Source organism: Acinetobacter radioresistens DSM 6976 = NBRC 102413 = CIP 103788 (genome assembly GCF_006757745.1).
GTDB lineage: Bacteria > Pseudomonadota > Gammaproteobacteria > Pseudomonadales > Moraxellaceae > Acinetobacter > Acinetobacter radioresistens.
Window position 1 is genome coordinate 119,752 of record NZ_AP019741.1, and the last position, 24,897, is coordinate 144,648.

At 38.2% G+C, this 24,897-nt stretch carries 32 protein-coding genes; all 32 read right to left on the reverse strand.

Features of this window, described 5'->3' with window-relative positions:
* Nucleotides 1-233 precede the first annotated feature (233 nt).
* A complete protein-coding gene (locus tag ACRAD_RS15015; RefSeq protein WP_010699909.1) occupies nucleotides 234-668 on the reverse strand; it encodes a hypothetical protein in 435 nt (144 codons plus the stop codon).
* Between the two features lie 110 nt (nucleotides 669-778).
* Nucleotides 779-1,105 (reverse strand): hypothetical protein, encoded by a 327-nt coding sequence (locus ACRAD_RS15020; RefSeq protein WP_227548712.1) that lies wholly within the window; start codon nucleotides 1,103-1,105, stop codon nucleotides 779-781.
* A gap of 55 nt (nucleotides 1,106-1,160) precedes the next feature.
* Nucleotides 1,161-1,436 (reverse strand): hypothetical protein, encoded by a 276-nt coding sequence (locus ACRAD_RS15025; protein WP_010699911.1) that lies wholly within the window; start codon nucleotides 1,434-1,436, stop codon nucleotides 1,161-1,163.
* 293 nt (nucleotides 1,437-1,729) lie between these two features.
* A complete protein-coding gene (locus ACRAD_RS15030) occupies nucleotides 1,730-2,167 on the reverse strand; it encodes a hypothetical protein (protein WP_010699912.1) in 438 nt (145 codons plus the stop codon).
* 442 nt (nucleotides 2,168-2,609) lie between these two features.
* Nucleotides 2,610-3,158, reverse strand: a complete 549-nt coding sequence (locus ACRAD_RS15035; RefSeq protein WP_010699913.1) for a hypothetical protein — start codon at nucleotides 3,156-3,158, stop codon at nucleotides 2,610-2,612.
* Nucleotides 3,159-3,303: 145 nt separating this feature from the next.
* Nucleotides 3,304-3,723, reverse strand: coding sequence for a hypothetical protein (locus ACRAD_RS15040; RefSeq protein ID WP_010699914.1), 420 nt, complete (start codon nucleotides 3,721-3,723; stop codon nucleotides 3,304-3,306).
* Between the two features lie 709 nt (nucleotides 3,724-4,432).
* Nucleotides 4,433-4,750 carry a hypothetical protein gene (locus ACRAD_RS15045; protein WP_010699915.1) on the reverse strand — a complete coding sequence of 106 codons (318 nt, stop codon included), beginning with the start codon at nucleotides 4,748-4,750 and terminating at the stop codon, nucleotides 4,433-4,435.
* 24 nt (nucleotides 4,751-4,774) lie between these two features.
* The gene (locus ACRAD_RS15050; protein WP_010699916.1) at nucleotides 4,775-5,410 is read right to left on the reverse strand and encodes a hypothetical protein; all 636 of its coding nucleotides are present in this window, start codon (nucleotides 5,408-5,410) and stop codon (nucleotides 4,775-4,777) included.
* 295 nt (nucleotides 5,411-5,705) lie between these two features.
* The gene (locus ACRAD_RS15055; protein ID WP_010699917.1) at nucleotides 5,706-6,650 is read right to left on the reverse strand and encodes a hypothetical protein; all 945 of its coding nucleotides are present in this window, start codon (nucleotides 6,648-6,650) and stop codon (nucleotides 5,706-5,708) included.
* 4 nt (nucleotides 6,651-6,654) lie between these two features.
* The gene (locus ACRAD_RS15060) at nucleotides 6,655-6,936 is read right to left on the reverse strand and encodes a hypothetical protein (RefSeq protein ID WP_010699918.1); all 282 of its coding nucleotides are present in this window, start codon (nucleotides 6,934-6,936) and stop codon (nucleotides 6,655-6,657) included.
* A gap of 302 nt (nucleotides 6,937-7,238) precedes the next feature.
* Complete coding sequence (locus tag ACRAD_RS15065; RefSeq protein WP_010699919.1) at nucleotides 7,239-7,478, reverse strand: hypothetical protein; 240 nt, start codon at nucleotides 7,476-7,478, stop codon at nucleotides 7,239-7,241.
* A 209-nt stretch (nucleotides 7,479-7,687) separates the two neighbouring features.
* Nucleotides 7,688-8,473 (reverse strand): hypothetical protein, encoded by a 786-nt coding sequence (locus ACRAD_RS15070; protein ID WP_010699920.1) that lies wholly within the window; start codon nucleotides 8,471-8,473, stop codon nucleotides 7,688-7,690.
* A gap of 3 nt (nucleotides 8,474-8,476) precedes the next feature.
* Entirely contained in the window at nucleotides 8,477-8,737 is a 261-nt protein-coding gene (locus ACRAD_RS15075) for a hypothetical protein (protein ID WP_010699921.1), read from the reverse strand.
* A gap of 591 nt (nucleotides 8,738-9,328) precedes the next feature.
* On the reverse strand, nucleotides 9,329-9,730 hold the full coding sequence (locus ACRAD_RS15080; RefSeq protein ID WP_010699923.1) for a hypothetical protein: 402 nt from the start codon (nucleotides 9,728-9,730) through the stop codon (nucleotides 9,329-9,331).
* A 251-nt stretch (nucleotides 9,731-9,981) separates the two neighbouring features.
* Entirely contained in the window at nucleotides 9,982-10,596 is a 615-nt protein-coding gene (locus ACRAD_RS15085) for a hypothetical protein (RefSeq protein ID WP_010699924.1), read from the reverse strand.
* Between the two features lie 259 nt (nucleotides 10,597-10,855).
* A complete protein-coding gene (locus tag ACRAD_RS15090; RefSeq protein WP_010699925.1) occupies nucleotides 10,856-11,044 on the reverse strand; it encodes a hypothetical protein in 189 nt (62 codons plus the stop codon).
* 191 nt (nucleotides 11,045-11,235) lie between these two features.
* The gene (locus tag ACRAD_RS15095; protein ID WP_010699926.1) at nucleotides 11,236-11,625 is read right to left on the reverse strand and encodes a hypothetical protein; all 390 of its coding nucleotides are present in this window, start codon (nucleotides 11,623-11,625) and stop codon (nucleotides 11,236-11,238) included.
* On the reverse strand, nucleotides 11,622-11,864 hold the full coding sequence (locus ACRAD_RS15100) for a hypothetical protein (protein ID WP_010699927.1): 243 nt from the start codon (nucleotides 11,862-11,864) through the stop codon (nucleotides 11,622-11,624). Before ACRAD_RS15100 ends, ACRAD_RS15095 begins: the two co-directional genes overlap by 4 nt.
* Before the next feature lie 12 nt (nucleotides 11,865-11,876).
* Complete coding sequence (locus ACRAD_RS15105; protein WP_010699928.1) at nucleotides 11,877-12,653, reverse strand: putative quorum-sensing-regulated virulence factor; 777 nt, start codon at nucleotides 12,651-12,653, stop codon at nucleotides 11,877-11,879.
* Between the two features lie 94 nt (nucleotides 12,654-12,747).
* Complete coding sequence (locus ACRAD_RS15110; RefSeq protein ID WP_016801620.1) at nucleotides 12,748-13,404, reverse strand: plasmid fertility inhibition factor family protein; 657 nt, start codon at nucleotides 13,402-13,404, stop codon at nucleotides 12,748-12,750.
* A 48-nt stretch (nucleotides 13,405-13,452) separates the two neighbouring features.
* Nucleotides 13,453-14,340 (reverse strand): DUF6685 family protein, encoded by an 888-nt coding sequence (locus ACRAD_RS15115; protein WP_010699930.1) that lies wholly within the window; start codon nucleotides 14,338-14,340, stop codon nucleotides 13,453-13,455.
* 252 nt (nucleotides 14,341-14,592) lie between these two features.
* Nucleotides 14,593-15,129, reverse strand: coding sequence for a hypothetical protein (locus ACRAD_RS15120; RefSeq protein WP_010699931.1), 537 nt, complete (start codon nucleotides 15,127-15,129; stop codon nucleotides 14,593-14,595).
* A 43-nt stretch (nucleotides 15,130-15,172) separates the two neighbouring features.
* Complete coding sequence (locus ACRAD_RS15125; RefSeq protein WP_010699932.1) at nucleotides 15,173-15,610, reverse strand: hypothetical protein; 438 nt, start codon at nucleotides 15,608-15,610, stop codon at nucleotides 15,173-15,175.
* A gap of 10 nt (nucleotides 15,611-15,620) precedes the next feature.
* Nucleotides 15,621-16,292: a hypothetical protein gene (locus ACRAD_RS15130; RefSeq protein ID WP_010699933.1), complete on the reverse strand. Its 672-nt coding sequence runs from the start codon at nucleotides 16,290-16,292 to the stop codon at nucleotides 15,621-15,623.
* 239 nt (nucleotides 16,293-16,531) lie between these two features.
* Nucleotides 16,532-16,855, reverse strand: a complete 324-nt coding sequence (locus tag ACRAD_RS15135; RefSeq protein ID WP_010699934.1) for a hypothetical protein — start codon at nucleotides 16,853-16,855, stop codon at nucleotides 16,532-16,534.
* A gap of 61 nt (nucleotides 16,856-16,916) precedes the next feature.
* Nucleotides 16,917-17,396 carry a hypothetical protein gene (locus tag ACRAD_RS15140; RefSeq protein ID WP_010699935.1) on the reverse strand — a complete coding sequence of 160 codons (480 nt, stop codon included), beginning with the start codon at nucleotides 17,394-17,396 and terminating at the stop codon, nucleotides 16,917-16,919.
* Nucleotides 17,397-17,756: 360 nt separating this feature from the next.
* The gene (locus ACRAD_RS15145; RefSeq protein ID WP_010699936.1) at nucleotides 17,757-18,032 is read right to left on the reverse strand and encodes a hypothetical protein; all 276 of its coding nucleotides are present in this window, start codon (nucleotides 18,030-18,032) and stop codon (nucleotides 17,757-17,759) included.
* Between the two features lie 66 nt (nucleotides 18,033-18,098).
* Nucleotides 18,099-18,443, reverse strand: coding sequence for a hypothetical protein (locus tag ACRAD_RS15150; RefSeq protein ID WP_010699937.1), 345 nt, complete (start codon nucleotides 18,441-18,443; stop codon nucleotides 18,099-18,101).
* Between the two features lie 288 nt (nucleotides 18,444-18,731).
* Nucleotides 18,732-19,094, reverse strand: a complete 363-nt coding sequence (locus tag ACRAD_RS15155) for a hypothetical protein (RefSeq protein ID WP_010699938.1) — start codon at nucleotides 19,092-19,094, stop codon at nucleotides 18,732-18,734.
* Between the two features lie 198 nt (nucleotides 19,095-19,292).
* A complete protein-coding gene (locus tag ACRAD_RS15160) occupies nucleotides 19,293-19,583 on the reverse strand; it encodes a hypothetical protein (RefSeq protein ID WP_142093834.1) in 291 nt (96 codons plus the stop codon).
* A 683-nt stretch (nucleotides 19,584-20,266) separates the two neighbouring features.
* Nucleotides 20,267-20,842 carry a hypothetical protein gene (locus ACRAD_RS15170; protein WP_010699941.1) on the reverse strand — a complete coding sequence of 192 codons (576 nt, stop codon included), beginning with the start codon at nucleotides 20,840-20,842 and terminating at the stop codon, nucleotides 20,267-20,269.
* A gap of 1,712 nt (nucleotides 20,843-22,554) precedes the next feature.
* Nucleotides 22,555-23,970 (reverse strand): hypothetical protein, encoded by a 1,416-nt coding sequence (locus tag ACRAD_RS15175; RefSeq protein ID WP_010699942.1) that lies wholly within the window; start codon nucleotides 23,968-23,970, stop codon nucleotides 22,555-22,557.
* Nucleotides 23,971-24,897 lie beyond the last annotated feature (927 nt).

Consider the following 24,897-nt stretch of genomic DNA (forward strand, 5'->3'; position numbering starts at 1 on the left):
CAGCATATACCGCAGAATAACCATACTTAGGCATTATTTATTGTAAATTTTATGCTTTTAAATTGCGGTTAGTGGATAGGTGATAAAAGTCGGGCAGGGATAACGTTAAATCTGTGAACATGCCTTCTTTGAAGGCTCTCAGGCATGGATGCGTTAGCAGACAGCCAAAAAGCGTAAGCGTGGGGCCTTAAAAAAATTAGCAACCCAAAATTGCTAATTTTATGAATGAAGGGTTACTCATCCTTAATAATTTCAAGATCAGCAACGGATAGATTGATGTAATGTAGATGATCCATTAATAGGGGGTCTAACACTTGCTTAAGTCGTTTTGGTTCTAGTACATCATAAGTAATATTTAGATTATCGATTATGCTGAGCTTGAGTTCTTCATCGCTTGTCATGTGTTCAACTGTAATGCTCTGATCATTCCAGAAGTCAGGCTCTAATCGCATCTGACTATATTCAGCTTCGAGCTGAATTGCAGTAAAACCATGATCAAATGACTTTTCCTTGTGTGCCTTTTGGAAGGCCAGAAGCATAATCTTAATATAGCGTGCAAGATCACTACGCTTAAGCTGATCCAAGTCAGTACCAGTAGAGAATACAACTGGCATTTTCCAACCATCGCCACCATGAAAATTTTCAATAGGTAAAAGATAAACAAACATACTCAAGCTCTCCGTCATATGGTTTATATTATATAACATATACCGCAGATTTAATATATTTAATTGTTATTTTGGGGTTAAAAAAACCTGCTTAGAGCAGGCTATAAACGCTATTTCCCGTGGGTTCTGGCTTTAATGAGCTTTACCTCTTTTTCATACTGTGCATAAGCTTCATTGTAAATTCTGAATTTCTCGGCCAGATCGTCATTCATCTTCTTGAATGGCTCAAATTCTTCAAGATTGTTCAATACAGCCACAATTGAGGTCTTACGAATCGTTCTAGTGTTATCAAGGTTTTTCGGCTCACCTTCTGCATCCAGAGAAGTGATTTCAACTAATTTGTCAGTTTCATGGATAACCTTGAATACTCTCGGAGTGACAGCCGAATGATTGTAGATCGTATCGATCACAATTAACGAGCCTACAGGAACGTCCATGGTAGTTTTGGCGCGGTCTTTCATCATTTATCCTTATGTAGAGCGTAGTGAGCCATTAGCAGCTCACATCACTCCGGACACTTAAAAACATGTACCCACGTTTAACGTACCAACTCGAACGGCTGAAACACTCCACTCCGTTGCTCTGGTAGTCATCGTTAAATGTATCGGCCAGTTCTTCACAGAACTTTTCGGCTGTGACCTTTTTAGCCGCTAGTTTCGACTTTTTCGGCACCTTGATTTTATAGTGCTTGATGTAGCCATCAGCTAAAGAGCGAAATGGAGCCGGCACAGTAATAAACCCACCACAAACTCGTACTCGTTGTTCCATGATTCTATTCTCCAAAATATTTAATATTAATTATCTGTTATCAATATGATTATTATATAGCATATACCGCATAATAACCATACTACTTATTGAAATAATTGAATAATTTTGCTTTTAAAATTCTTTTATCTGAAAAGATAATATCAGTCGGGTCAGGGATAATCATTAAATTTGCAAACATTTTTTCTTTGAATGCTTTAGTGGTGTCAGCGTCAGCAGACAGCAAATGAGCGTAAGCGAGGGGGGCGACCGTCTGATTTTGGAGCTGCCAAAACCATCAGGTAGTTTAGGGGTTATTGTTCATCATAAGCGTTGGTGAGTTCTTCTTGATCTACTTGGTATTCATCCAGTACCAATGACAACGCCGTAGGGAATTCAAAGTCCTGTGAGATCAGCGTGTTCAGGCAATCCAAGGCTGAATCTAGGCTGCGGCCATGGTCCAGAGCCATTGTTTTGACCGTCTTTTTGGCATCAGCTCGGCTTAGCTGCTTCTCTGGTACATCTAAGAACGATGGTTTTACTGGTGGGGCAGAGGTCTTGTTTAAGCTTGCTATGATTTGGTCAGCTTCATTTTGGGTTATCGCATTCATTACTACTGACGCACTAGCGAATCCACGAATAAAACAATCGATCCCCATAGCCTGTTCATGACAAACGGCTTCTGATATATCTTTAAAGCACACGTTAAGTTCTTTGATTGCTGCTTCTCGATTTTGATTAAGTATGTTCATGATCATCTCCCTTCCATGTCTTACATTATACACCATATACCGCACATATAGTATATTTTATTCAATATTTTTTGCTTTTATTTATTCGGATTTTATCTGGTGTACTTAATCGGCCTAGAACTGGTTAAATTTTGCGAACATCCTTCTTTGAAGGCTTATACGCATGGATGCGTTAGCAGACATACGGCGAGCGTAAGCGTGGGGTGGTTTAAAAAAGTGACAGATAAGTTCAGATTTTCTGCAAACTAATGACATATAACCTGAGATTTTAAGCGACTTGTAGCTGATCAAAAGCTTATGAATAAAGCGATAGTATGAATATGCGTGGAATGAATCTCGAAATATCTGTCAAAAATCTCACATTAACTGTCAAGATGAATCTCAGATTATATGTCAAAAAAATAAGGCGGCCAGAATGACCGCCTTAGTGGGTGGGTGTGACTTAAGCTGCTACAGTTTCTAATAGGTCTTGTTTCAACTGATTCGGTTCAAAATCTGTATAGCTGAAACGATAAACTTTGCCATCAGTCACCTGACTGCATACGATCTGTGAGTAAGAAGTATTGTAGGCACGCATAAACTTCAACTTATCGCCACGATTGGTCGTGATGATGGTGTCGGGTTTAAGTTGTTTGAAAATCTTGATGGTTTCAGCTTTATCACGGCGTTTCTGGCGGCATTTTTCACGCCAAGCTACTGCTAATGGGCTTTGACAAGTTGATTGCTTTAAAATCCGTTCAGGACAGTCAAGTTCATAAGGGCCACAACTTTCAGACAATGGTTTATGTCCCCAGAATCCATCTGATCCCTTGCGTACTAGATCGACCAAAATTAACTTTGAGCCATCTTTTTTGAGCTGTATTAAGGAATAAACTGTATTGCCGTGATAGGCACGATCCAGAAGGATTCCATTTGCTTCACTGATTTTTAATTCTTGTTCTGCATATTCTTGAACATTACGGAAATTTTGTTGGATAGCATAAAAGCCCATGTTGATTCACTCCAAAGTTGATATACAATATATTATACAGCATATACCGCAGAAAAGGAATACAGTAGCAAATATATCTGTATTTAATTTTGGTTTTAAGAATTCATCAGTCGGCTAGGGATACCTTTATAATTCTACAATTGATTTACTTTTGATCTCGGGGCTGATTCAGGTCTAAAAGGTACTGAGCGTGTAGCTTAGCAAATACATCACCACTATATGCTGCTATCTGATCGCAGTCTTTTAGAAATAAGTTAACTGGTTCATCATTATAAGAAACTGCATATTCTGGATTACCGTATTTAAACTGGATCACAGAAATTTCATTTAAAGGCACTTTAATCGGCGTTTCAAAGCCGCCTAGCTTCACAGTTTTATATTCCGTATGGCCGCTATCTTTGATGTAAACGATGATACTTTTCTCTAAACTTTGGCCGTCATGATTAAAAGTAAAGGTGATAGTTTGATATTGCCTGAAATAACCAGACTGGACAGATTTGATATTTTTGACTTGGTTGAGATGCTTGAGTATATCAAGACCGAATGGAAGTAGGTGGTCTGACATATCTTGACCTTTTTTTAAAAGAAATTATATAGAAATATTATAAACAATCTACCGCATAAAGATAATACTAATTTGTGGTTTTTGCTTATATTTTTCCTGATCGCATCATAGTGCGTACTGTTCTGCTGAAAAGAAAGTTATTTATATGCCGTAACACATCGGATCATATTTATGATCACAAGCTGAATATGCAATGCCAAAAACAGCGATTGATACAGATAGGGTAATGCAGAACCAGAGCGCCTTTCTGCTTGATAATAATGCACCAAATGATGTGACTAATACGCTCATACAAATGCACAGAGCTAAAATTAATACATCGTGGTCTGATAATGAGGGCTGAATAATTGTTATCACACTTACCTCTAAATTTTAATTATCTCAAAAAGAAAATAACACGTAACAAATAATAACATAAAGACAATGAATCCACATCTTAAATGTTAATATTAAATTAATGTTTCTGCTTTTTATTTGTGATAGTTGACCTGTAAAGCCTATTAAAACTAAGTTTAATTTCATTTTCGTGAACGTTCTTATCTGCTTGCATACCGATGAATGCGTTAGCAGACAGCGTAGAAGCGTAAGCGCGGGGGTTTAGTGAGTGGGTGGCTCCTCACATGGTAGGTCGGAACTAAACGAGTAAATACGGCGTTCTAAGGCGCATTTAGAGATATTGATAAAATAAGAGCCATTTAAGGCTCTTAGATCAAATTTCCAATAGCGTGTAGTTACATTCTTGTTTAATCCATAACAATAATTCATAACTACCAATCACCGTACCGCCATCTGCTTCTTTAGTGCCTTCTTCTTCCATCATCATTTTAATATCTATGGCAAGATTAACGCCTGATTCGGTTTGCTTCATTACCGCTTTATTCAAGGCATCTAAACTATAAAAAGCTTTTTTGGTCATAATCATTAAGGACTTGTGCCAAGTACATTTATGCTCCCCAATCATGGCTGTGCGTGAAAGGGTCGTCATATAGTGATAGTAGCCATGAAGTAGTACAGGGGTGATTTTCATATTATCTGATCCTCAATACATGATTCAAAATGGTAAATCTCTTGAAAATTCTTCGAGCTGTTCGTCTGTGCATTTGCAGTCAAACGTACCGCAACAGAAGCACCAATCAAGGCTCATGATTTCAGATTTTGGCTTGTACTCGCGGAACTTGATGTTTGCACTAATCAAGCAGTTATTTAGGAATTTATGTTCCATCACGCTTTTGGCTACAAACCATCCTTTCTCGATCGCAAATACCTGTGACTTATGCAGAGTATTGTAGCTTGAAGCGTATTTATAGGCTGAATAAAAAGTACTAAGTTCATTGGTGGCATAGAGCTGATGTTCATTATCATGATCAGAGAAATCAGGAACTAAAATCTTGTTTGCATCGAAATCAAACAGGATGTAGTTATGACAGTTATAGGAAATCACTGGATCAAAGTTATTTGAGGGATCGCGGTAAGTATGTTGTTCATGTCGGATGTCAACAAAATCTGCATCATTCAAACCACTATATTTTCTGTATGCACCGCTTTCAGGGTTTAACATCACCTCTTTAATGTTGAAAACACCTTTGTCCAAGTAGGAGTTCATTGCACGCGCAATCAATTCTGTAGCCAATACGCTGTCTACCTTTACTGCATCGTGACTACCATTTTCTTTAACTGCAATTAACATTTTGAGAATCCTTTTATAAAACTTGCCCTATGCTGAACATTATACAGCATATACCGCAGAAATGATATACCAAATATAAAATGCTTTTAAATATTGTAGTAATTTCAGTGTATTAAATCGAATTTAAAACAGTAATAAATATGCGTGATGCTCTCTTTGAGAGCTAATCCTTGGATGCGTCAGCAGACAATGGGCAAGCGTAAGCGCGGGGCGACCGTATCAGAAGTTTGCTCATGGCCTTACATCTGGATATAAAAGTAACAGACGAAAAAAAGGGCGCTTAACGCCCATGGTTTTATTTGCACTTGGACAGAGCGAGAGCCTGTTTCAGTGGCATTACATGTTTATTCCACTCAAAACGGTAGAGCGGTAAGATCGGATCGTCCAATTTGGCATTGCGCTGTCTGTTGTTCATCTGGCGAAGCATCAGGACTGTTAAATCATAATCGCTCGGCTTGGATTCTTCTCTCTCTAAAAAGTGTTCACTTTTGATGATGTAGTATTCAAAACCGTCATCCATCAACTGAGGCTCAAGTTTAAACTTGTTGATGATTATATCCACTACTGTCATCTGTTTACGGAACCACTGAATATAATCCGCAATTTTGACTTTCATTGAACCTTTTTTTGTGTATCCAAAATCCTTTAATGACTGACCACGATATTGACCTACTAACAATACATCACTTTCCAGTGCGGAATTGAGTTGATCTTCAACCTCCGGACCAAAGTGTTCATCCTGAACCTGTTGGGTCCATTGATCAATCCAACCTTGCTCGTCAGCGTAGTTGAAGCAAATCTGAGCCATTAGATTCTGTTCGCCGTCTGCAAGCTCCGGATCATAAACATTGCGACATACCCAATGTATGTAATCAATATCAACTGTACTGACATGCTGACCTTGGAACTTACCTACTGGAAGGTAGCCGGCTTCAATCACCGCAGTACGTTCCTGTAATTCATGCTTCTCGCGTTCTGACATTGAGCGGGGCGAATCAAGCAATTTTAGAGGATTTTTAGATTTAGAATTGGAATGCCATTGCTTTGCTTTTTCCATGGCTTCGTCAAAATCATGGCTTAAGTTACGCAAGAATTGATAACGGCGCTCGGCAACAGGGAAGGGTCTTTGCTCAATTCCAGACTTCACATATTTAATATGGATGTAGCTGTAATTCAGCGTATAGAAATAACTTTTCTCACCCACACTGACAAAGTAATAATCTTCATTTTGAATAGGCATGTCCTTAGTCCCCCAATAATTCTAAAAAGGCATCAACTTTCTGGCTTATGGTCGCCAGATCGTCCATGACATTGATCACAACATGCTTTGAATAGCTGTATTCGATACGGATGTCAGTTTCATTCAGAACATCAGTGAAAACACCGGCTCCGCACTCGATGTTTAAATATTCATGCAAAACACGGTCTTTTTGCTCAATAGAGTTATCTTTCCATTCTTCTAAACTGTCTTGAAGAAAGTATAAAAATGATGATGTTGTATCGGGGAACTCGACTGGATTATTCATATTATCTGCTCCAAAGTTGATACCTGACATTATACCGCAATTGAGCATATACCGCAAATATATAATACTTTTTATCTATTATTAATTTATATTTATGCTTTTAAATAAGACATTCTAAAAAGATGATTCAGTCGGGTCGGGGATGATTCAAAAATCCGTGAATATGCCTTCTTTGAAGGCTCACAGGTATGGATGCGTCAGCATACATCCTATGAGCGCAAGCGAAGGTGCAACGCCGTGGTGAAAAAAGTAAACCTCTCCTTAAATTGGCATTAGAGAGAGGTTTTATGGGATAAGGGGACTTAACTGAATTCTGGATCAATCAGGGGATTGCTACGAGTATTAAAGAACTCAATACCGCAAGCGTCTAACATACTATCAATGTACTCTTTGGCATCTTCAATAGAAGTGCGCTTACTGTCTTTCACGTAATAACAGCCCAGATCACCGACTTTGATTTTAGGATTTCTATAGATCGTGACATTGCGGTAAGTACGGACATTATCATTGTCGTATTTCGTATCAAAATTAGACTTTTTCATAAATCACCCAGACACATATATTTATGGCTTTCATTATAGCATATACCGCAAATATGATATATAAAATATTAGCTTAATTAATGTTTAAAGTGCTGATTTAATAGAGATAGTCGATAAAAATATTTAAGACAATATGACATAAATATGCCTCCCTTGAGGTTTCCTGCGGGTCAAGAAAGGGAAGCATATTATTTGAAAAACTAGATTATTTATTCTGCTTCATTATCCAGATGAACTAGGACATGAGTTTCAAACCAAATAGGAAGATCACCATCAAATTCAGGGTTGAAAGTCAGGTCTGCCCCATCAGTAACTTCGCAAATATAAGTTATATTGTGATCGGAGGTTTCTGTTGAGTTGTCGAATAGGAACGCTCTATCAGATACTTCGATTGCATCAAGGAGCAAATTCATAGTTCGGGAATATCGCTGTCTGATCTTAATCTCGTCTACAGGATGCCCACCCTCGCTTACTCTAATTCGTACACGGTTTACATTTACTACAGGGTCCTCAGTCGTCACAAAATACAGATAGGTTCTGTATCCATTATCTTTTGCAAAACGCAAAAAATCGATTTTGGATTCATGCGACATGACCGTTTCAAACGTAAAGCTAACTTTAAGTCGTACAAGTTCAAAACGTACAGCCTCTATGATTAAAGAGGCTAAATACGAATTAATAGGATTGCCACTAAAATTGATAGTTGTTCCATCAATAACAGGCTCAGTGACTAAAAAAGGAACTTTGGTTTTAGTGCCATCATCATTCTGTTGGGGAATGGTGGCTTCTTTGAGTGAACCTATAATGGCATGTGGATCAATATTTGTATCAAATTGCGTAAGATCAAGAATGGGGTTTTCTTTAAGATCACGCTCAAGATTATCAGCATTTAAAAACAGTTTGGATAAACGACTATCCAGACCACCAATCATTGTACTTTTTCCTGATCCATTAGGACCTGCGAACATTCTGACTCGTGGTGTTTTTACTGTCATAAATTACTCTGTTGTTTCTAATGTACGTTTTTTAAGTTTGAAAGTGCCACGGCGATTAAATTTGCTTGCCAAAGTTGGGTTGCGTCCAGTCAAATGTTTAACCACTACAGGTTTGCCATTTGGTGATTTACTCACGACTGTATCATTTACCACATACATCACTGTATGGTTTTCAAGAACTGCTCTAAATCTTTGACTAAGAACAGTACCCGCCGCAGTAGCAATGTCTTTTTCATTTTCGATGATTCGGGCTTGAGTTGACATATCTTAAACCTCTCCGTGATCAGGTTTGATAGATAGAGCGATGATTCTTGCACGAATACTTCGTTCTATATAATCAATATATGATTGTTTTGCTTAAATTCCAATAAAGATTATTTACTGGATAGTAATAAAACAATATGCCTATTAAACACGGTATCAGAATAACATAACAACTGTCTTTTATCATTGTGTTGTTTAAACACTACAAACCAATGATGACCCACCCTGCAATTATACAAAAATATACCGCTTTTAAGAAATATATTTATGCAAAAAAATGTAATATATTATTATTTAACAGAGATTTAATTAAATTTTATATAACTTATGAAGCAACATATTTAAACGAGCGTAGCTGTAAGCCAATGGGAAATACTGGTGAGGGGAAAACATTTTTAGGTTATTTGCGGGAGAACTTAGGCGCGTGAGCGCCGTGGTAATGAAAATCGAATTCACAAAGAAAATATCTGTTTTCTTTGAAGAAGAATTTTCAAATTTGTAGGGAACAAATTTAAGAAGAAACTTGCAGGGCAAGTAGGTGGCAGAGGGAATGCCACCGATACCAAGTTTTAAACTAAAATATGGCGACTCTTAGTATTCTTTATTGAATATCGCCATACGATCATCGTGCATTTCACCTTGAGTAACACGATGCGGAACATCTTGGTTACTGTTGAGAAATGGATCGTTGAAGATCGAAGTTGAACTTTCTTCAACTTCTTCGGGATCGACCTCACCGAACTTGATGCCACACGGCGTACAGTATTCGGTTTTGCATTGCAGGGTAGATCGTGGCAGATCAGCCGTACCACAAGCAGGGCAGAAGCGTTTTGAGCAAATGCGATTGTCGTAATCGCCTTCTTCCCAAGCCAATGCGGTAAAACCGACACCATTACCACCAAATACTTTCAAGCCGTTCGCTTGAGCAATTTGAGTGAACTGATCGCTTGAAGTCGCATCACGTAATTGTTGTTGTAGTTCGTTGTTAATCATGTATTTTTCCCCTTAGTTGATTATGTCTAACATTATATAGCATATACCGCAATTATGCTATACCTGTTAGGGTATTATTTATATTTATTTTTAAATTAATCTTGTTAAATCTGATATGCCATAACTCCAAGGGAAATTTAATATTTTTTCTAAAAAACCCTACGGGATTTCGTTTTGCATTTGGGAGGCGAGAAAATATAAAAAAAGGCACTAGAGTTCGCATCTCTAGTGCCTTTATCAGCTCGTTTCGTTTAGAAGGTGTGCATGTAGGCTTCACCACTCATATAGGTCTTTAAGAGCGATTTAGGGATACTCCTGTCATTGCACTCCTTATATATACGCTTAAAGGTTTCAGCATTCGGTTTTTCTTCATCAATCATCATAAGTACCTTTAATAAAATATCATCAAGGGTATCTTCAAACTTGACCAGTACACCGTCCTTGTAGGTTGCAAAGCTCCAATACTCAAAATCATCTTGGAGGTTTGCAATATCACAAGAAATTTTATTTGATGCGATCCACGGCTCAATTAAACCCATTGGAATTGATCCAGAGGTTTTAAATTGGATTTTGTTATCTGCAATAAAGGAATTAAAGCAGTCAAAACGACAATGCCAGAATTTTTCACACCATTCACGCGCTGATGAAACTTGCAATTTATCTTGAACAATTGAAAGGATTTTTACATATTCGGCATGATTAGCTCTTAGAGGATCATGTAAATTAAATTCGTAATCTCTAAGCATTTGTACTTCAAAAGGCATTGGTAGAATCCCACTAAAGCTAAATTCACCTTTGAAATCATCAATCACGTTAGTTGGTGACGCATTGTGCAGAATTATTTTTGAAACTGAATTTTGTAGCATGTTAGCTCTCCAAAGTTGATATATACATTATACAGCATATACCGCAAAAAGGAGATACTTTTCTAAATTATTTTATCATTTAGTTTAAATAATTTTGAGTACAGACAAGCTATTTCAGTCGGGTAAGGGATGGTTAAATATTGGGGGAGTGAGATCGAATGACTGGTTTAATCATCATTTAAAAATGAATAAAAACCGCTTTTATTGCATAAAAACGGCTTAGAAATGAATAAAAATACTCAAATATGAATTAAAACGCTTAAATCTGTCTGTTTCGGGCTTCATTACGGCTCAAAAAGAAATACACGACCAATAATCCAGATGAAATAAACAACAGTGTGACCATGGCATAAATATTGATCGAAAAACTTTCAAAAGGTTGAAGTATCAGGACAGCTACGGCGCAAACTGTAAGCAGTATATCCACGATCAGTACCGCATTTTTCATTAAATATTCCCTTTAAATTAGATGATTCAGCATTTTGGATAATGCTATACGTTTTCCGATGATGGAATTGGAATTTTTACCATGGTTAATGCTTTTAAATTAAGGCGAATGCCTTTTTTGAAGGCTCAGCCGGATAGCGTCAGCATACGGCGCACAAGCGATAGCGCGGGGACCACAGTGAACCCCAGAATTTAAACAATTCTAGGGCCGTTCTGGTGAGTTTGATTGCCTGTGATGACCTCTAGGACATCAGGATTAAATTGCTCAAGCATGATAAGACAATGCTCATAGAATCCGGTGTAGGTTTCCTCACTTTTGCAATAGCTGTAATACACCTTCAATACTTCTCGTGGGACCAAGGCCAGAATAATACTGGCGTTGCAATCCTGCTCAAAAGCGTAATCGCCGTTTTCCATTTGAAATTTACTAAGATCAACCGATTTCAGTTTTTCAAAGTATGGGTGAGTGTGAAGGGTATCTTTAGATACGATAATGCCGCCATGATCCATACAGACAAATACTTCACAGCCTTTAAAAAGGGGAGTACGTGCATAGAGCTTGCCCCATCCAGTAATATTCATTCTAAATCCTCTTTATCAAAGCCCAGACGTTCACGGCGTAGCTCTCTAAGCTGATCCATAAGATAATTGCTGTGATCACGTTGAAAGCAGAACATTACAAAAAGGACAAAGCAACAGCCCCATGCAATGAAAGCTTGCCAGTTAAGTTGAATAAGTGACCCGATGCCGGCCAGAATCATACAGATTAAGAACAGGTTTTGAGGCGCGTTGTTCTTTTTAAAAGTTTTCAGAATATTCAATTTTTCTGGACCTTATTTCTCAAGAGTTGGGCGTTTAACAAAAGTCATTTTAAAGCCATTTTCAAGGGTTAGATGTTCATTGATAGTGGCCTTGATTTGAACAATGTCACCAACTGCCCCGATGAACTTAGACCCACGGTATTTAACCGTTTTTCCGTCCACCTTGAGCGTGTAATCTAGCATATTTCCATAAAAAGACAGATTAACTTCGTACTTGGTGATTTCACCTCTGAATGATACCCGTTGACCTACTTCACCAAAATGTCCGATCTGGCTGTTTTCTTCAATCCGCTTGTCAAAAAGCTTGCGTTCTAGGGCCAGACCTAGAGCTGCTGAGCATAGGGCCTGAAATACCCGATCATTGTCTGTGACCACTTCACCAGTGAACTTGTCGGCTAACCAGAGAATATAGGTTTCAGGTAGCTCGGTAACTTTGAATCCGTTGTAACGTCCAATCGGTGTAATGCCATTTTCGATGTCTTTTAAGCGATCATCTGACAGGGCTTTACGGGATTTAAAGTACTGAGTCGTGTTGAACTCTGGTTCACTTGAAAGGGTTAACTCTACCTGAGCGGCACTGTTACGCGCTTGAATCTGTTCAAAGTACTCTTTGGCTTTGGCAATAGCTTCAACTTTGTCTTTAGATAGATTGCAAATGTAATCATCACGGGAATTACCGGCGCGATCGATGACCATTTTCCGCAGGGTGTAGAAATGTTCTTTTGCACCAGTAGACACATAAAGAATGTGTTTCTCTTTTAGCGGTGCGGCTTTCTTTTTTGCACTCATGATAATTCTCCAAGTTGATGAAATACATTATACAGCATAACCAACATATACCGCAAATATAATATACAGCTTGGAGAATATATTTAATTAAATCCTATTTTCTCTCATTTAACTCTGGGCTTTCTAACCAATCATCCTTGAATGTGTCGAAATACGCTTGAGTAAGGTAATAAGGCTTTTGGACACTATGACGATCTTTATAGTCCTGATTAGACAATGGAGGCTCACCAATGCCGGCCAGACCAAAGAGATGCCGCGCCATATGCTGTTTGTGGACTTCAATTGGAAATGATTTAGCGCCATTCGCTAAAAGCCATATAGTACGTGTTACGCCGTTGTTAAATGCGATGCAGTCATGGCCCTGTTGGACAGACGGGGAGATAAATGCCAGTGGAACCGGATTGAAGTGTGAATTGGCAAAGCCGGCTGCTGCTCGATGGAATTTATGATCATTTAGCATATCTTTAATCAGCAAGCAGTTCACTTCGCGGCGAGTCGGTTGATTTAGAAATTGAGATGATTTAAGCCAGTGATAATAGAATTTTTGAGCATCAACATGTACCACGTAAATTTCATGATCAATGTCATTAAAGGTGCTGTGCATCTGACAGGCTTGGTCATTGGCTAAGGTGATTCCCCATGTAATCCCTTTATGATTGATTGATTTCAGGACTGGAACCGCCGGACACGCAGAACTTGCGGAAAAAGATGCTTCGAGCTGCAAGATTTCTTGTTGTATTGGGTTATTCATAACTGAATATTCCATATCGTTATTTTATAGATTAAGGCCGCGCTATCTTTAGCGTGACCAGTACGTTTGAAACTGTTGATTATTCTCTTGAATGGAAACTAACTTGGTCAGCTCTGATCCGAAATCAGTCAGTACATCTTTTATAGCACTATCTGAGGATTGGCTTAGCTGCCAGTGATCTTTTTGCAAAAAAAGTAATCCAATCTGACTAGAAGGAATATTAATACAGCATGTGTAAGAAGGTAGATTTTGACTTTCGATAAATTCACTAATAAGAGAATAGTGAATACTTGAATTGAACAGATAGAACGAATAATCCTGATTAAACGCACTCACAGCATCACGATTTAAGGCTTGTAGGAGCATGTTGGAAGTAATTGGCACACTTCTATCAAGCTCTGATGCAATATGTCTTAAACAAGCGAAATGGTGCGATCCTCCGGCATTAGCCAGATAGAGCTTTGTATTCCAACCAAACATCATTAGATTTTCACTATTCGGCTCGTGAATGGCCCTGATCTGCTTGTGTTCATAATTGGCCTGAAAATTATGTTCAGTCGGCTCATAGAATCCTGCACAGTCTTTTTGCAAGAATTCCTCCATGGTGCGCCGTTTTGCAATATCTGAACCACTGGCAGCTAATCCGGTGATTTCCTGAATATCGACTGTGGTATGAATAATTTTCTGATCCACCAGTTTAGAAACAGCCGCTTTCAGGCTATCGAAGTCGGTCTGGTCCATGTTGTGAATATTCTGTCTTTCTGCGCTATTCGGATCACAGATTGTATTGAGGCATTTTAGGTTAATTGCCGATTCACAAAGAATATTGTCGCCATTTTCCCAGACAATTTTTTCAGCCTGAGTTTTCTTGAGAATTCGAGCAAAATTTATAGTGGCAAGGCTCAGAGATAAACGTTTAATTGGGCCAAGTGGCATGGTTGAATCCCCAAGATCGTATAATTTGAAAATAATAATATATTATATAGAATATACCGCAGATAAACCATATCTTACTAGAAATTAATAACATTATTTTGCAATAAAATATTAGCAATTTCAGTGTGCTATTGGCTATAGGATATGTGCTTTAAAATTGAAAAAATATCTGACTGAGCTTGAATAACTAGACTCTCCATTTTCACCAGAGGATAAATGGAGAGTCTAGTCTAAGGGTGAGTGATCTAGGACCTAATAGATCAGATGATGGACCACATATTCATCACGGTTAAGATGTCGGATTTCAGCCATCAGGAAGTTTTTCAGCTTGTCATATACAACCTGAACGAATTTTTTAGATTCCTCTGGTTTGAGATCGGCATGGGTTGGGATTTTTATGCTGACCAGTAGAGGCTTTGATTCTTGCTCATAAACCGAATTACAGCATTGATGAATGGTATCCAGTAATTCAGCCTTTTCGATTTCATTAAAATCTTCATTTTTCTGTACAGCTAACTTCTTGTAATCTTCATACCCTTCATGAACTAAAGAAATCTGAACTACTGAGTCTTTAGGAAGTTCTGTAGCAATACCTTGCAGGAAGATATTTAAAACAGCTTCGTCATAATTCGCATTAGACGGATCAATAAATGAGGCAGCAACAAACGGTTGCGCCTGAGTGTCAGATATAACGAAAAAACGTTGATCTTCATCGCCTGAATTCTGCGTTAAAGCCGAAATATTATTCTCGGCCAGAAGCTTATCGATGATTGAGTGTTGGGTGTCCATACGTTTCCTTAAATTTTTATCTGTAATTCTGAAAAACAAGCAATTACCAATCGGGGTAACGTTGCTTTTGACATAAATCACGAATCGCGGTTCGTGCCTGATCCAGAGATTCGGACTGATCCAGAAGCATTTGTACTTCTGAAATACTCACGTTTTCGCCGTCACCGAAATATTGAGTATACGTCATCGTGCCTTCTGGGGTTAATCGACCATGGGACCAACCATAATAAAAATCGCTCCCTTCTTCATGAAAAAGAGAAAAAGGGATTGAATGCTCCATCAATAGGGCGGTTTCCCGCTCCATGTTGGCGTGTTTCACTTCTGAGAAGAAAAACACGGTTAGGCTTTCGTCACTACCGAATGGCCCTGTGACATTTTCATCCACATCAAAATAAAAATGGTTCTTCTGGAATAGTTCAGTGACTTTAACTGCATCCGTAGTTTTAACCGCAATATATACATCTGCTCTATCTGTCGTCATGTCCTGATCCTCAAGCTGCTTTCGATAATTGAAGTACGCCGTCTACAAATTCGAGATCGGCTACAGTGGATTGATCAATCCAATACGTCATTTTCAGGCTGCAAGTCAGTTTTTGATCCTTGATCAGCTTCTTCATTACCTGTAGGGCATCTTTACTCATAGTTTTAAAAGAAACTGTGTTTTCATTGATACGCTCAGAAGCTAAAGCATTGGTATAACTACCCCAATTTTTATATTTCCAGTACGACAGATTATTGATGTTGTACTTGTCGATCATGGCAACGGTCTTTTTGCCGCTTTCATACAGTTGATCAAGGTTTTTATGAGGGAAAGGATAGTAGCCGGCATGTTTAACGGTATCAAACGTGCCATCTTCTTTAAATTTAGACAGGTAATTTACCGTAAAAGAAATGATGTTATTAAGCGATGGGGTATGCAGCTCTGGAATATTGCACAGTACAAAGTACATGTTGTACTCAAATGCTGCTAGAGGGCGTGTTAAACGCTTTGTTAGGAAGTAATAAACTGCTTCGTTGGTCTGCATGTCGCTAATCAGCTCGTGACCTTCTGGAAGGGCTACGATATTCGCAAAGTCCACAAAAGAATCTTGAGAGGCAAGCGCATTAAGAACTGTATTTGCATTGTCTGAATGAATTTGTAGGGTGGTCTTATAGTGACTCATGGGAATAGCTCCAAAGTTGATACCTAGCATTATATCTTAAATGAGCATATACCGCAAATATAAAATACTCATACGCCGTATTATTTTATTATTTTTGCTTTTAAATATTGTGAAATGAAAAGAGTGATTCAGTCGGGTCAGGGATGATTCAAAAATCCGCGCACATGCCTTTTTGAAGGCTTACAGACAGATGCGAAAGCAGATGGCTTCATAGCGTAAGCGTGGGGCAGACGGACTAATTAAAGTCCTAAAGTGGCTTTGCATTTATTGATCATGTTAACCATGGTGCTGACTGGCACATCTTGGCTAATAGTGTGCTGTAAAAGCAGATTAAAACTCTCTATCCGGATTGCCTTGTCTGGGGTCTGGTTGCTACAGGTTTCTAAATCCTGTTTGTGGGCATAGAACATTGCAATTTGCTCAAGTTCAGCATCTCGCGCCTGTTTGTCTGCTTTATTTTGAGCATGAATACTTAAGGCAACTGATCCGAAGGCCAATAGTAGAGCAAGGCTAAGGCCAATAAAGGTAAATAAGTTTTTTCTGTTGTTTGCAACGGTATTCATTAGGATTTTCTCAGTATGTGTATGAGTTAAGTTTAGGATCGGTCGCGCCGTCCGGAGCTGCTTAAGCAGCGTCCTTCTTATTACGAATCATCTGTACATCAAAAGGCACAAAGCTGTTTTGATATTTTTCTTCGATCAATGCCATATCATCAGCATTCAGGCCGACATAGCCTTCTTGCAGGGTTAATGATTCGATTTCTACGGCGAACCAGTACGAGCTAAAATCCAAGTAAACAACACGCTTATAGCTTGGGGTGGTATCAAAGCCCAAAATTTTATGATTTACCCATGATAGGCCGGCTTCATTGGTATACGTTACCAAGTCACCCACTTTAAGATCGATTGGAGAATCTGGAACCACATCAGCCAAAGTGGTTGTGAAACTTTTCACAGTACCGTGAAAGGCTTCTTCATGAAATTTATTAGATACCTGATCTTGGATCAAATAGTCTTTATCAGACATTTTATTGAAGAAAATTTCTGCTGAAAATTTTGGGTGCTTGATTTGTGAAGCAATGCTTTCAATAGACTGAAATTTCATGGTGATTCTCCAAAGTTGATAGTTATATTATACCCTACTTGAGCATATACCGCAAATATAGAATACCAATATCAGTATATTTTTAATAATTCTGCTTTTAAGAATTAAGAATCAAAAAAAAGATGATTCAGTCGGGTAAGGATAATTCCAAAATCCGCGCAATGCCTTTATTGAAGGCTAAGAGCCGAATGCGTTAGCAATACGGCGCATAAAGCGTAAGCGTGGGGTGTTTGAAAAAAAGGAAGTGGATTGGAGAAATGTTACATAAAAAAATCCTGCACTTGGCAGGATTGGAGTTAGGCGATTTAGATAATACGATCAACTTAAGACTTTAAAAAGTGGAGATACGGGCCACATACATTATTTTTCTTGGTTGCGTAGCTTCTTGGCCGTACTGGTCAAATCGTCATAGGCAAATTGAATGGCATGTCTGATAGCGAAGTAGACTGCAAAAATCAAGGCAGCGTAGACCAGACCAGTAAAGAGAAACAGTAACCAACTAAACGGCGGTACATGGTTGGTCAAAGCACCAGAAGGCAAATACTTGTCACCGATGAAAGCCATCACGACAGATAAGAAAAAATAAGCCAGAAAACCACCAGTCTTACTTTTAACAAGCACCTTAAGCATGAACATGCTGTTGATCTCCAATCTATATAGGGGGAAGTGCTACAGGCGATCTATTCACCTGTAGCCATCGGATTAAAACTGTTTAGCCATCACGACCATGAGAGAGCGGAATACTTCACGGCCTTGGGCGAAAGGTAGACCTAGAAAGTCAGTGACAGTACTTTCAAAATTGGAATCTTCAATCGCTTTGGACCAATAGATTTTACGGATAATTTTATTGCCTTCTAGGAATCGGATATTCACGCCGTTTGAAACAATCACCTGAATTTTCTTGGCTGCGGCCGAATCTTTGATTTCGCCTACAATTTTAGTGTAGCCGTTTTTGGGTTGACGGAAGGTGGCTAGGTTAACTGAATCAGTCCAACCACTGAACTCTAAGTCTTTAAGGAAGCTTGCTTTCAATGCGTCTTTTAACATGGTGTATCTCCTAAGTTGATAGATACATTATACACCAGTTAAAGCATATACCGCATATTTAATATATAAAAATATGTATATAATTGTAAATAAAAGGAATTAAAAATATATATTGTCTGGATTCGTTCCTTAATAATCAATCAGAAACGCCGTGGATTGGCATTATATGACACTGGCCCTCGGGGAAATATAAAAGGCCCATATCGTTAAATATGAACCTTTATATTTTAATAACAATAACTTAACCTAATTCTAGGGGTGGCAAAATGTTACACCCGCAAAAAAGGTCTAAGACAGGATTTTATGAACCAAAGCTGTAGACAGGATTGTTTTGCCATTTATCTGGTTGATATAGACGTAATGCAGTTGAGGTGTGACCTCGGTAAACCACTTAAACACGCTTTGAACCATGATGGCTGTGTCCAGATCATAGATATAACCATCAGCAGGGGTTTTGTTGGTTGGAGCCTTAAGCACGCTAAAACCGAAGCTGTTGCGATCGCCGTTGACGCTATCGAACTTGAACTTGAACTTATTGATGAATCCTACTTTATCGCATTTCTCGTACCAGAGAGCGTAACCCAAAATTTCGGGAGTACTGGAAAGCTTTAGACGGGTTTCGAGATCGGTTGAGTTTTCAAGTTTAAGCATAGTAGTAAACCTTATTAGAAAGTAATGAAGCTTTTAGAAATACTGCCATCTGATAGATAGTCTTTTTGTGGTTCTGGCCTGTATCAGCAAACATAATCATTTCTGATCTGTAGACAAGCAAAAGGCTCTACAAATAGAGCCTTCGATGGAAGCTGAACACTGATCCGGCCAATGACAAAAACATAGTCAAAAATAGGCTTAACCATTTTTATCAAAATTTTGCATGGTTTCATTGATGATGGACTGTATCTGATCCATGGGAATATTCTGTTTTTGTAAAGCTGCGGTCATAGCAAAAGTCATGTGAGCTATGGCATCACGGTAGCCATAATTATATCCCTCGGCGTGAGTAAGATCGAAGGTCAGTTCCAGACGGTTAACGATTTCCTCTGTAATGGAGCCTTCATTTTTTTCAGCAATAACGTTCTCGATCTTCTTTTTAAGACTGACTGGCATTCTAAAATTGACCTGAGTGTATTGCTTGCTCATGACTTAAATTGTTCTGTAAGAAAGAAAACAACATCATAAATCAATGTAGACAAAAGTGTATATGTTAAAGAATCATTACGGGCCAATTTTGCTTTTAAATTAGACCGATTGGATAAAAAAAGAAAAAATGCTTGGGACAAAAATTTGAAAACGGCGGCCAGTGCATATGAATACATGAAATAAGCTGTGTCATAGCCTTCATGTGTATAGGTAGACATATATACCAATCTCTATATAGGGAGAGATATAAGGTCTGATCCTGTATCTGGATCACCCGAAGCAGATCATAGGAGAAGGACATAAGCATGAGGAAGTGATAAGTACGCTATATAAGGGGAAAGACATAACCTGATTCCGATATAGGGGGAATACACATACGGCGTAGATCAAAATCAAAAGGAACATGGTTGGCCGGCTGTAGATCGGATCACCCATTGCTATGCTCACGCATAGAGTGAAGAACACCGCTCTCGCTCATACCAAGATAAACATTGTTCGGGAAAAGAGATTGATCTCCTATATAGCAATTCCCTGTTAGGGGTTAGATCAATATAGGGGGAGATAGATAACTATGATCCATCAATAGGGAACTAAGGTACTAAGGTAGGGAGCAATAGAAATACATAGGGAACTATATAGGGGAATATAGGTAACTATACGAATGGATATAGCTACCTATAAGTTTAGCCATGAAGTTTATTCAGAATGGATTCAAAATTTTCATAGCGTTTTGGTTCAGACATTTTCTCAAACTGCTTTAGGGCATCGAAGTATCGTTTTCTTAAGGTTTCATAAGAGTGTTTAGCTATTAGTTCATCACCCCACTCTAAAGGATGGAGTGAACAAAAAGCTAATTCGTTAAAAGCATTGGTTGAAACATGATTTAACAGGCAGATGTAACCTATATCCATATAGTCAAGAAAATCACTTTTTAATACTTTTCTTAGGTAGGCCATACTTAATACGAGATGGATGGGGTCTAAGGTCACACGATGTTCGTGATATTGATGGAACCCAGATTTATCGAAAGGACTAAGCATCAAGCTTGGAGGCGCACCATAGGAAACGTGAGTATTTTTCTGCGTAGAAAGACTGGCTTGAATGAGCTGTGAAAATTCGGAAAGGAATTCGTTATCCTCTAATCCTAGAAGGGGTGTAGCAATAACCGAATTTATTGTCATATGAAGATAACGGTAATCGCTAAATGTACCCCATATCTCAATAGCATCCCTTGGTTCTGAAATAATGTAGTTGAACATAAGCCTACTTACTAAATAAATCTTGCTATGAATGATATAGCAATTCTGCTACATGCAGAAGATGAATCAAAACAGCTACCAGAAAAAAGATAGTCCTTAAAAGCCAAAGCTTATTCAGTCGGGAGTCGAAATAGTCAAATCTCTATATAGGGGAATGTATCTATATAGGGAGAGATAGACGGTAGATCAGGCAAGCCAAATAATGTAATAGACCATACGGCGTAGGATAAGTTTGGAAAGTGAAGTCCCAAATCAAGTTGCCTAAGCATGGTATAGGAGAAGAAGATTAGCGTTAGCGGAAGTCAAAACTCTAGGGAGCGGAAGCGAACCCACAATCACTTTGCTACTCAATCTGATCAGTTGCGATCGGAACATTAACCAAAATGATAATAAATATTTAATGCTTAAAACGCCGTAGAGGGCAAATAAAAATATTCAAATTAATAAACTAAGCATCAAAATAATAATCTTATATACACTTAAAATTAGTCTAAATAGTCTAAAGCAACCACAAGGTATAGGAGGTCAATTCAAAATATTTACGACCACGGCGCAATTCCATGAAAGAGAAAAAAAGAAATGTTTAATTAATATTCAGCAAATTTCAGTTCAATCAGTACTGAAAAAAGACGGCGTAAGGACATCTCAATTTTCATCAAAATGGACTGCTGCATCAGATCAAAATCAACAAGAAAAAGAGGCCAAATTCACCTCACAAAAGTTGAGTCAAAGAAGCGTCAATTTCATCATGCCACCAGAGTAGTAATCGAGTCATTCCAGAACCAAAACGCCGTCATTCTTCATCAGGTTCTTACCCCAACATAGAGGACAATACATCAGGCTACGGCGCACCCGATCTGGATCATTGATACGCTCACGCGAAGGAATCAGCTCACGCTGATATAGGGAGTACTAAACCATTTCCCTATAATAAGATTAAACCTCCTAATAATAGATCGACCGATTATAAAATCCTAAAAAGTCATTCTGATGGTTCTGCTACCGATTATGGAAATAGGACGGCGAACATTTTTTTATAGAAGTCTATGTTATCGCTATAGCATTCTATAATCCCAAATATAGGGAACCATACCACTATCTATAGGGAGCTATAACCTGATCAATAGTGAGCTATAGGATTTAATCTAGGGAACTATAATAATTTATATTGTGGACTATAGAAGGGCATTCATCCAAAGGAAAAAGCCCAAGCATAAAATGGTTTTATATTCACGATCTAGTAGAAGTCACAATGACCATAAACAGTGTTAGCGCATTTATGGCAGCCGTGAGGCGATATACAATGAATATTTAATTAGATCACTTGAGATAATCAGAATTACTTAAGCCAATATTATAGGTAATGGATTTATTTCAGGTAGCGAAAGCGATTATTCATCAATTAAAGATAATAAAGCGTTAGCACTCAAAAAGTTACCAACTAGAACAGTCATAAAAGTATGGAAGAAATTCAAATCTATTCAATAGTTTAGACTTATGAAATTGGTTACGCCGTAGAGGTGCCTGAACAAAGTAGGAAACTGGCAAGAAATTAAGGCAAAAGTTACCAAGTAGAATGAGGAATTTGGGGATTCAGGAAAACCACATCTTATGAGGCTTAGAAAGGTAAGTTACCAAGTAGTTTCACTTTGAAATGAAAGAACTTGGTAACTTAGGGTGCAGCACTGGTTATTTATTATTCAAGATTATATTTAGAACGTGTCTGAGATTAATCTTGGGTCCATTTCTTTATGTTGTTCGATAAAGTTTTCCACTTCTTTATCGGAAGGCATAACAATACGGTCAGGTTTATTCGTATCGTGCTTCTGGATTAATGAATTTAATGTTGCAGGGGAAGCCTTCATTAATTCAGGATTTTTATTTCGTAGCGCCGTCCGTAATTTCTTAAGCCGTTTTTGATTATTCTCACGTTGCTCTTTATTAATTTCAATCATAATAGTTTCATTAATACAAGCCTGTTGGAACTCTTTAAAGTTCTTATATGGCACAGGGGAATATCTCACATAATGCAACATTTGTGGAAATTGCAACTTATTGAAAATATTAGGATAGTTTTCTTTAACGATCTTTTTGACTCGGCCAGAAATCTTCCCAATCTGGTGACGCACCCCATGAAAGTTGCCACGGGCATACAGTCGGCGCATAGCATCTTCAAATTGACTTGGGCGAGTTGGGATCAGCGTGATCTTGCGTTCAATATCTGTACCCATTTTCTGCAAGAATTCGTTGTTTAGATACCAAGTAAAACGGAAACGCTTCTTAGATTTCCTTTTAAAAATATGTAGATACTGGTTATTCGTGCGATTCAGTAGCTTGGTTAATAGCTTGATTGTATCGTTGTAAGAAGTGCCTTCTTCGACCGTTACGCCGTATTGTTTCTTAAGGATGCTAATAGCCTTCTCTTGGTTATATTCAAGATTATCTGCATCTTTCATATAGAGAAAGCCGAAGTTTTCTTTAATAGCTTCGTATTTTTTTTCTTCGGTTTGGGATAGTTTCGAGCCTAAATCAAGACTGGTCTTAAGCCCATTAATTGACTTAAATGACAGATGATCCATGTTGTTTGCAATGGAAGGATCGATAGGAATGCCATAGTTAAAAGGGAATAAATAGTCGTTATCGATATTGTCCTTTAGGTCATCATAAGAAATGTACAGACCTAAAACGTATTCACCAAACTTAAGGTACTCAAGTGGATTTCGGGTAATGATAGGCTTCAAGTTTTCTTGGGCCATCAGCTTCTCATTGAGCTTTCTGATCTCATCCGATTCTTTGACTTTGCTTCGAGATGATTTACGGAAGCCAGTAGTCAGCAACCAGAATTCAATCTCGCCTATGTGAGAAGGGTTGTAATGAATAACTAAGGTCCAAACAGGTAAACCATTACGTGCTTGATACTGGCGTTCATTCTGATCCTGATCCAATTTGTACTTATCAATTAGTTTTGGGATAACAGCATTAACGCTATTAATTGGAATTTTTCCATTCATCCAATAACGGCATCCTGCCATGGCGACCGCATTCATGAGCGCAGATAAGCAGTCAGTTTTCTTAATGCTATAAGTGATCATATTTTGTTCAAACCTTAGTAAATTTGGTTGAAGCATAAAAGCGACACCATGTTTTACAAAAAGAATAAGAGAAATTTTGTTTAAAATCTATCTTTTTTATAAGGTGAATGGTTTATCTGTAAATAAGAGTTCCTGTGAATTCCTGTGAATTCGTGCTGATAAAGGTTTTGAGGGTTGTTTTTGCGGTTTCAGTGGCATATCCTGTGCTTGCCAAACATGATTTTTTTGGGGGGATGTGAGTAGTGTCCTTACCAAAAATTTCTAAACTCTTGTCGATAGGTTTTATGTGCATGTGGCAGCCACCACATTGCTAAAACTCGCAAAGCTGCGTGCGTCCGAAAGGTAGCTGGCGCGGCTATGAAGGGCACTGGGCGGTGAAATTCCGCTCTTTGACCCAATCCTGACAGCATGTAAGAAAAGGACTGCTTTTAAGCTGATCTGAGTATTTATATGTAATCGTTGGGCGACATAGAAACGGGAATCTAGGCGACTAGATCAAACCCTGTCTAATGGAGAGTGTGAGTAACTTCAAGGAATGATAGTTGCGTTAATAACACCTATTTCATGCTTCAATTTTTACGAAGGGCATGATGTATGGCGCACAGGTGGGCTGCTGAGAATATCGTGAGGTATTAGGGAGTTTGAGGAGAAATCTGGATAACTCTGGTACTCAAGGATTGACTTAAATGACTTGTCGAGATGACATTTTAAGTTGGTTGGTGAGATCGTTGGATAGCTCAAGCCTGTAACGGTGACACGTAAAAGATAATGTCATCAAGATATTAAGACTGCATTAATTAAGTTTAATGTGGTCTTTTTTATTATTGGTGTGTGCATTATTAAGTATGTTGCTTTGCGTAGATCAAGTGCTTTACCCACAATGAAGTCGAATAACGGTTAATAATATGGGTTTTTGGAACTCTTACTGTAGAAAGATGGAATAGCTGTTATTTTGTGGAGTGG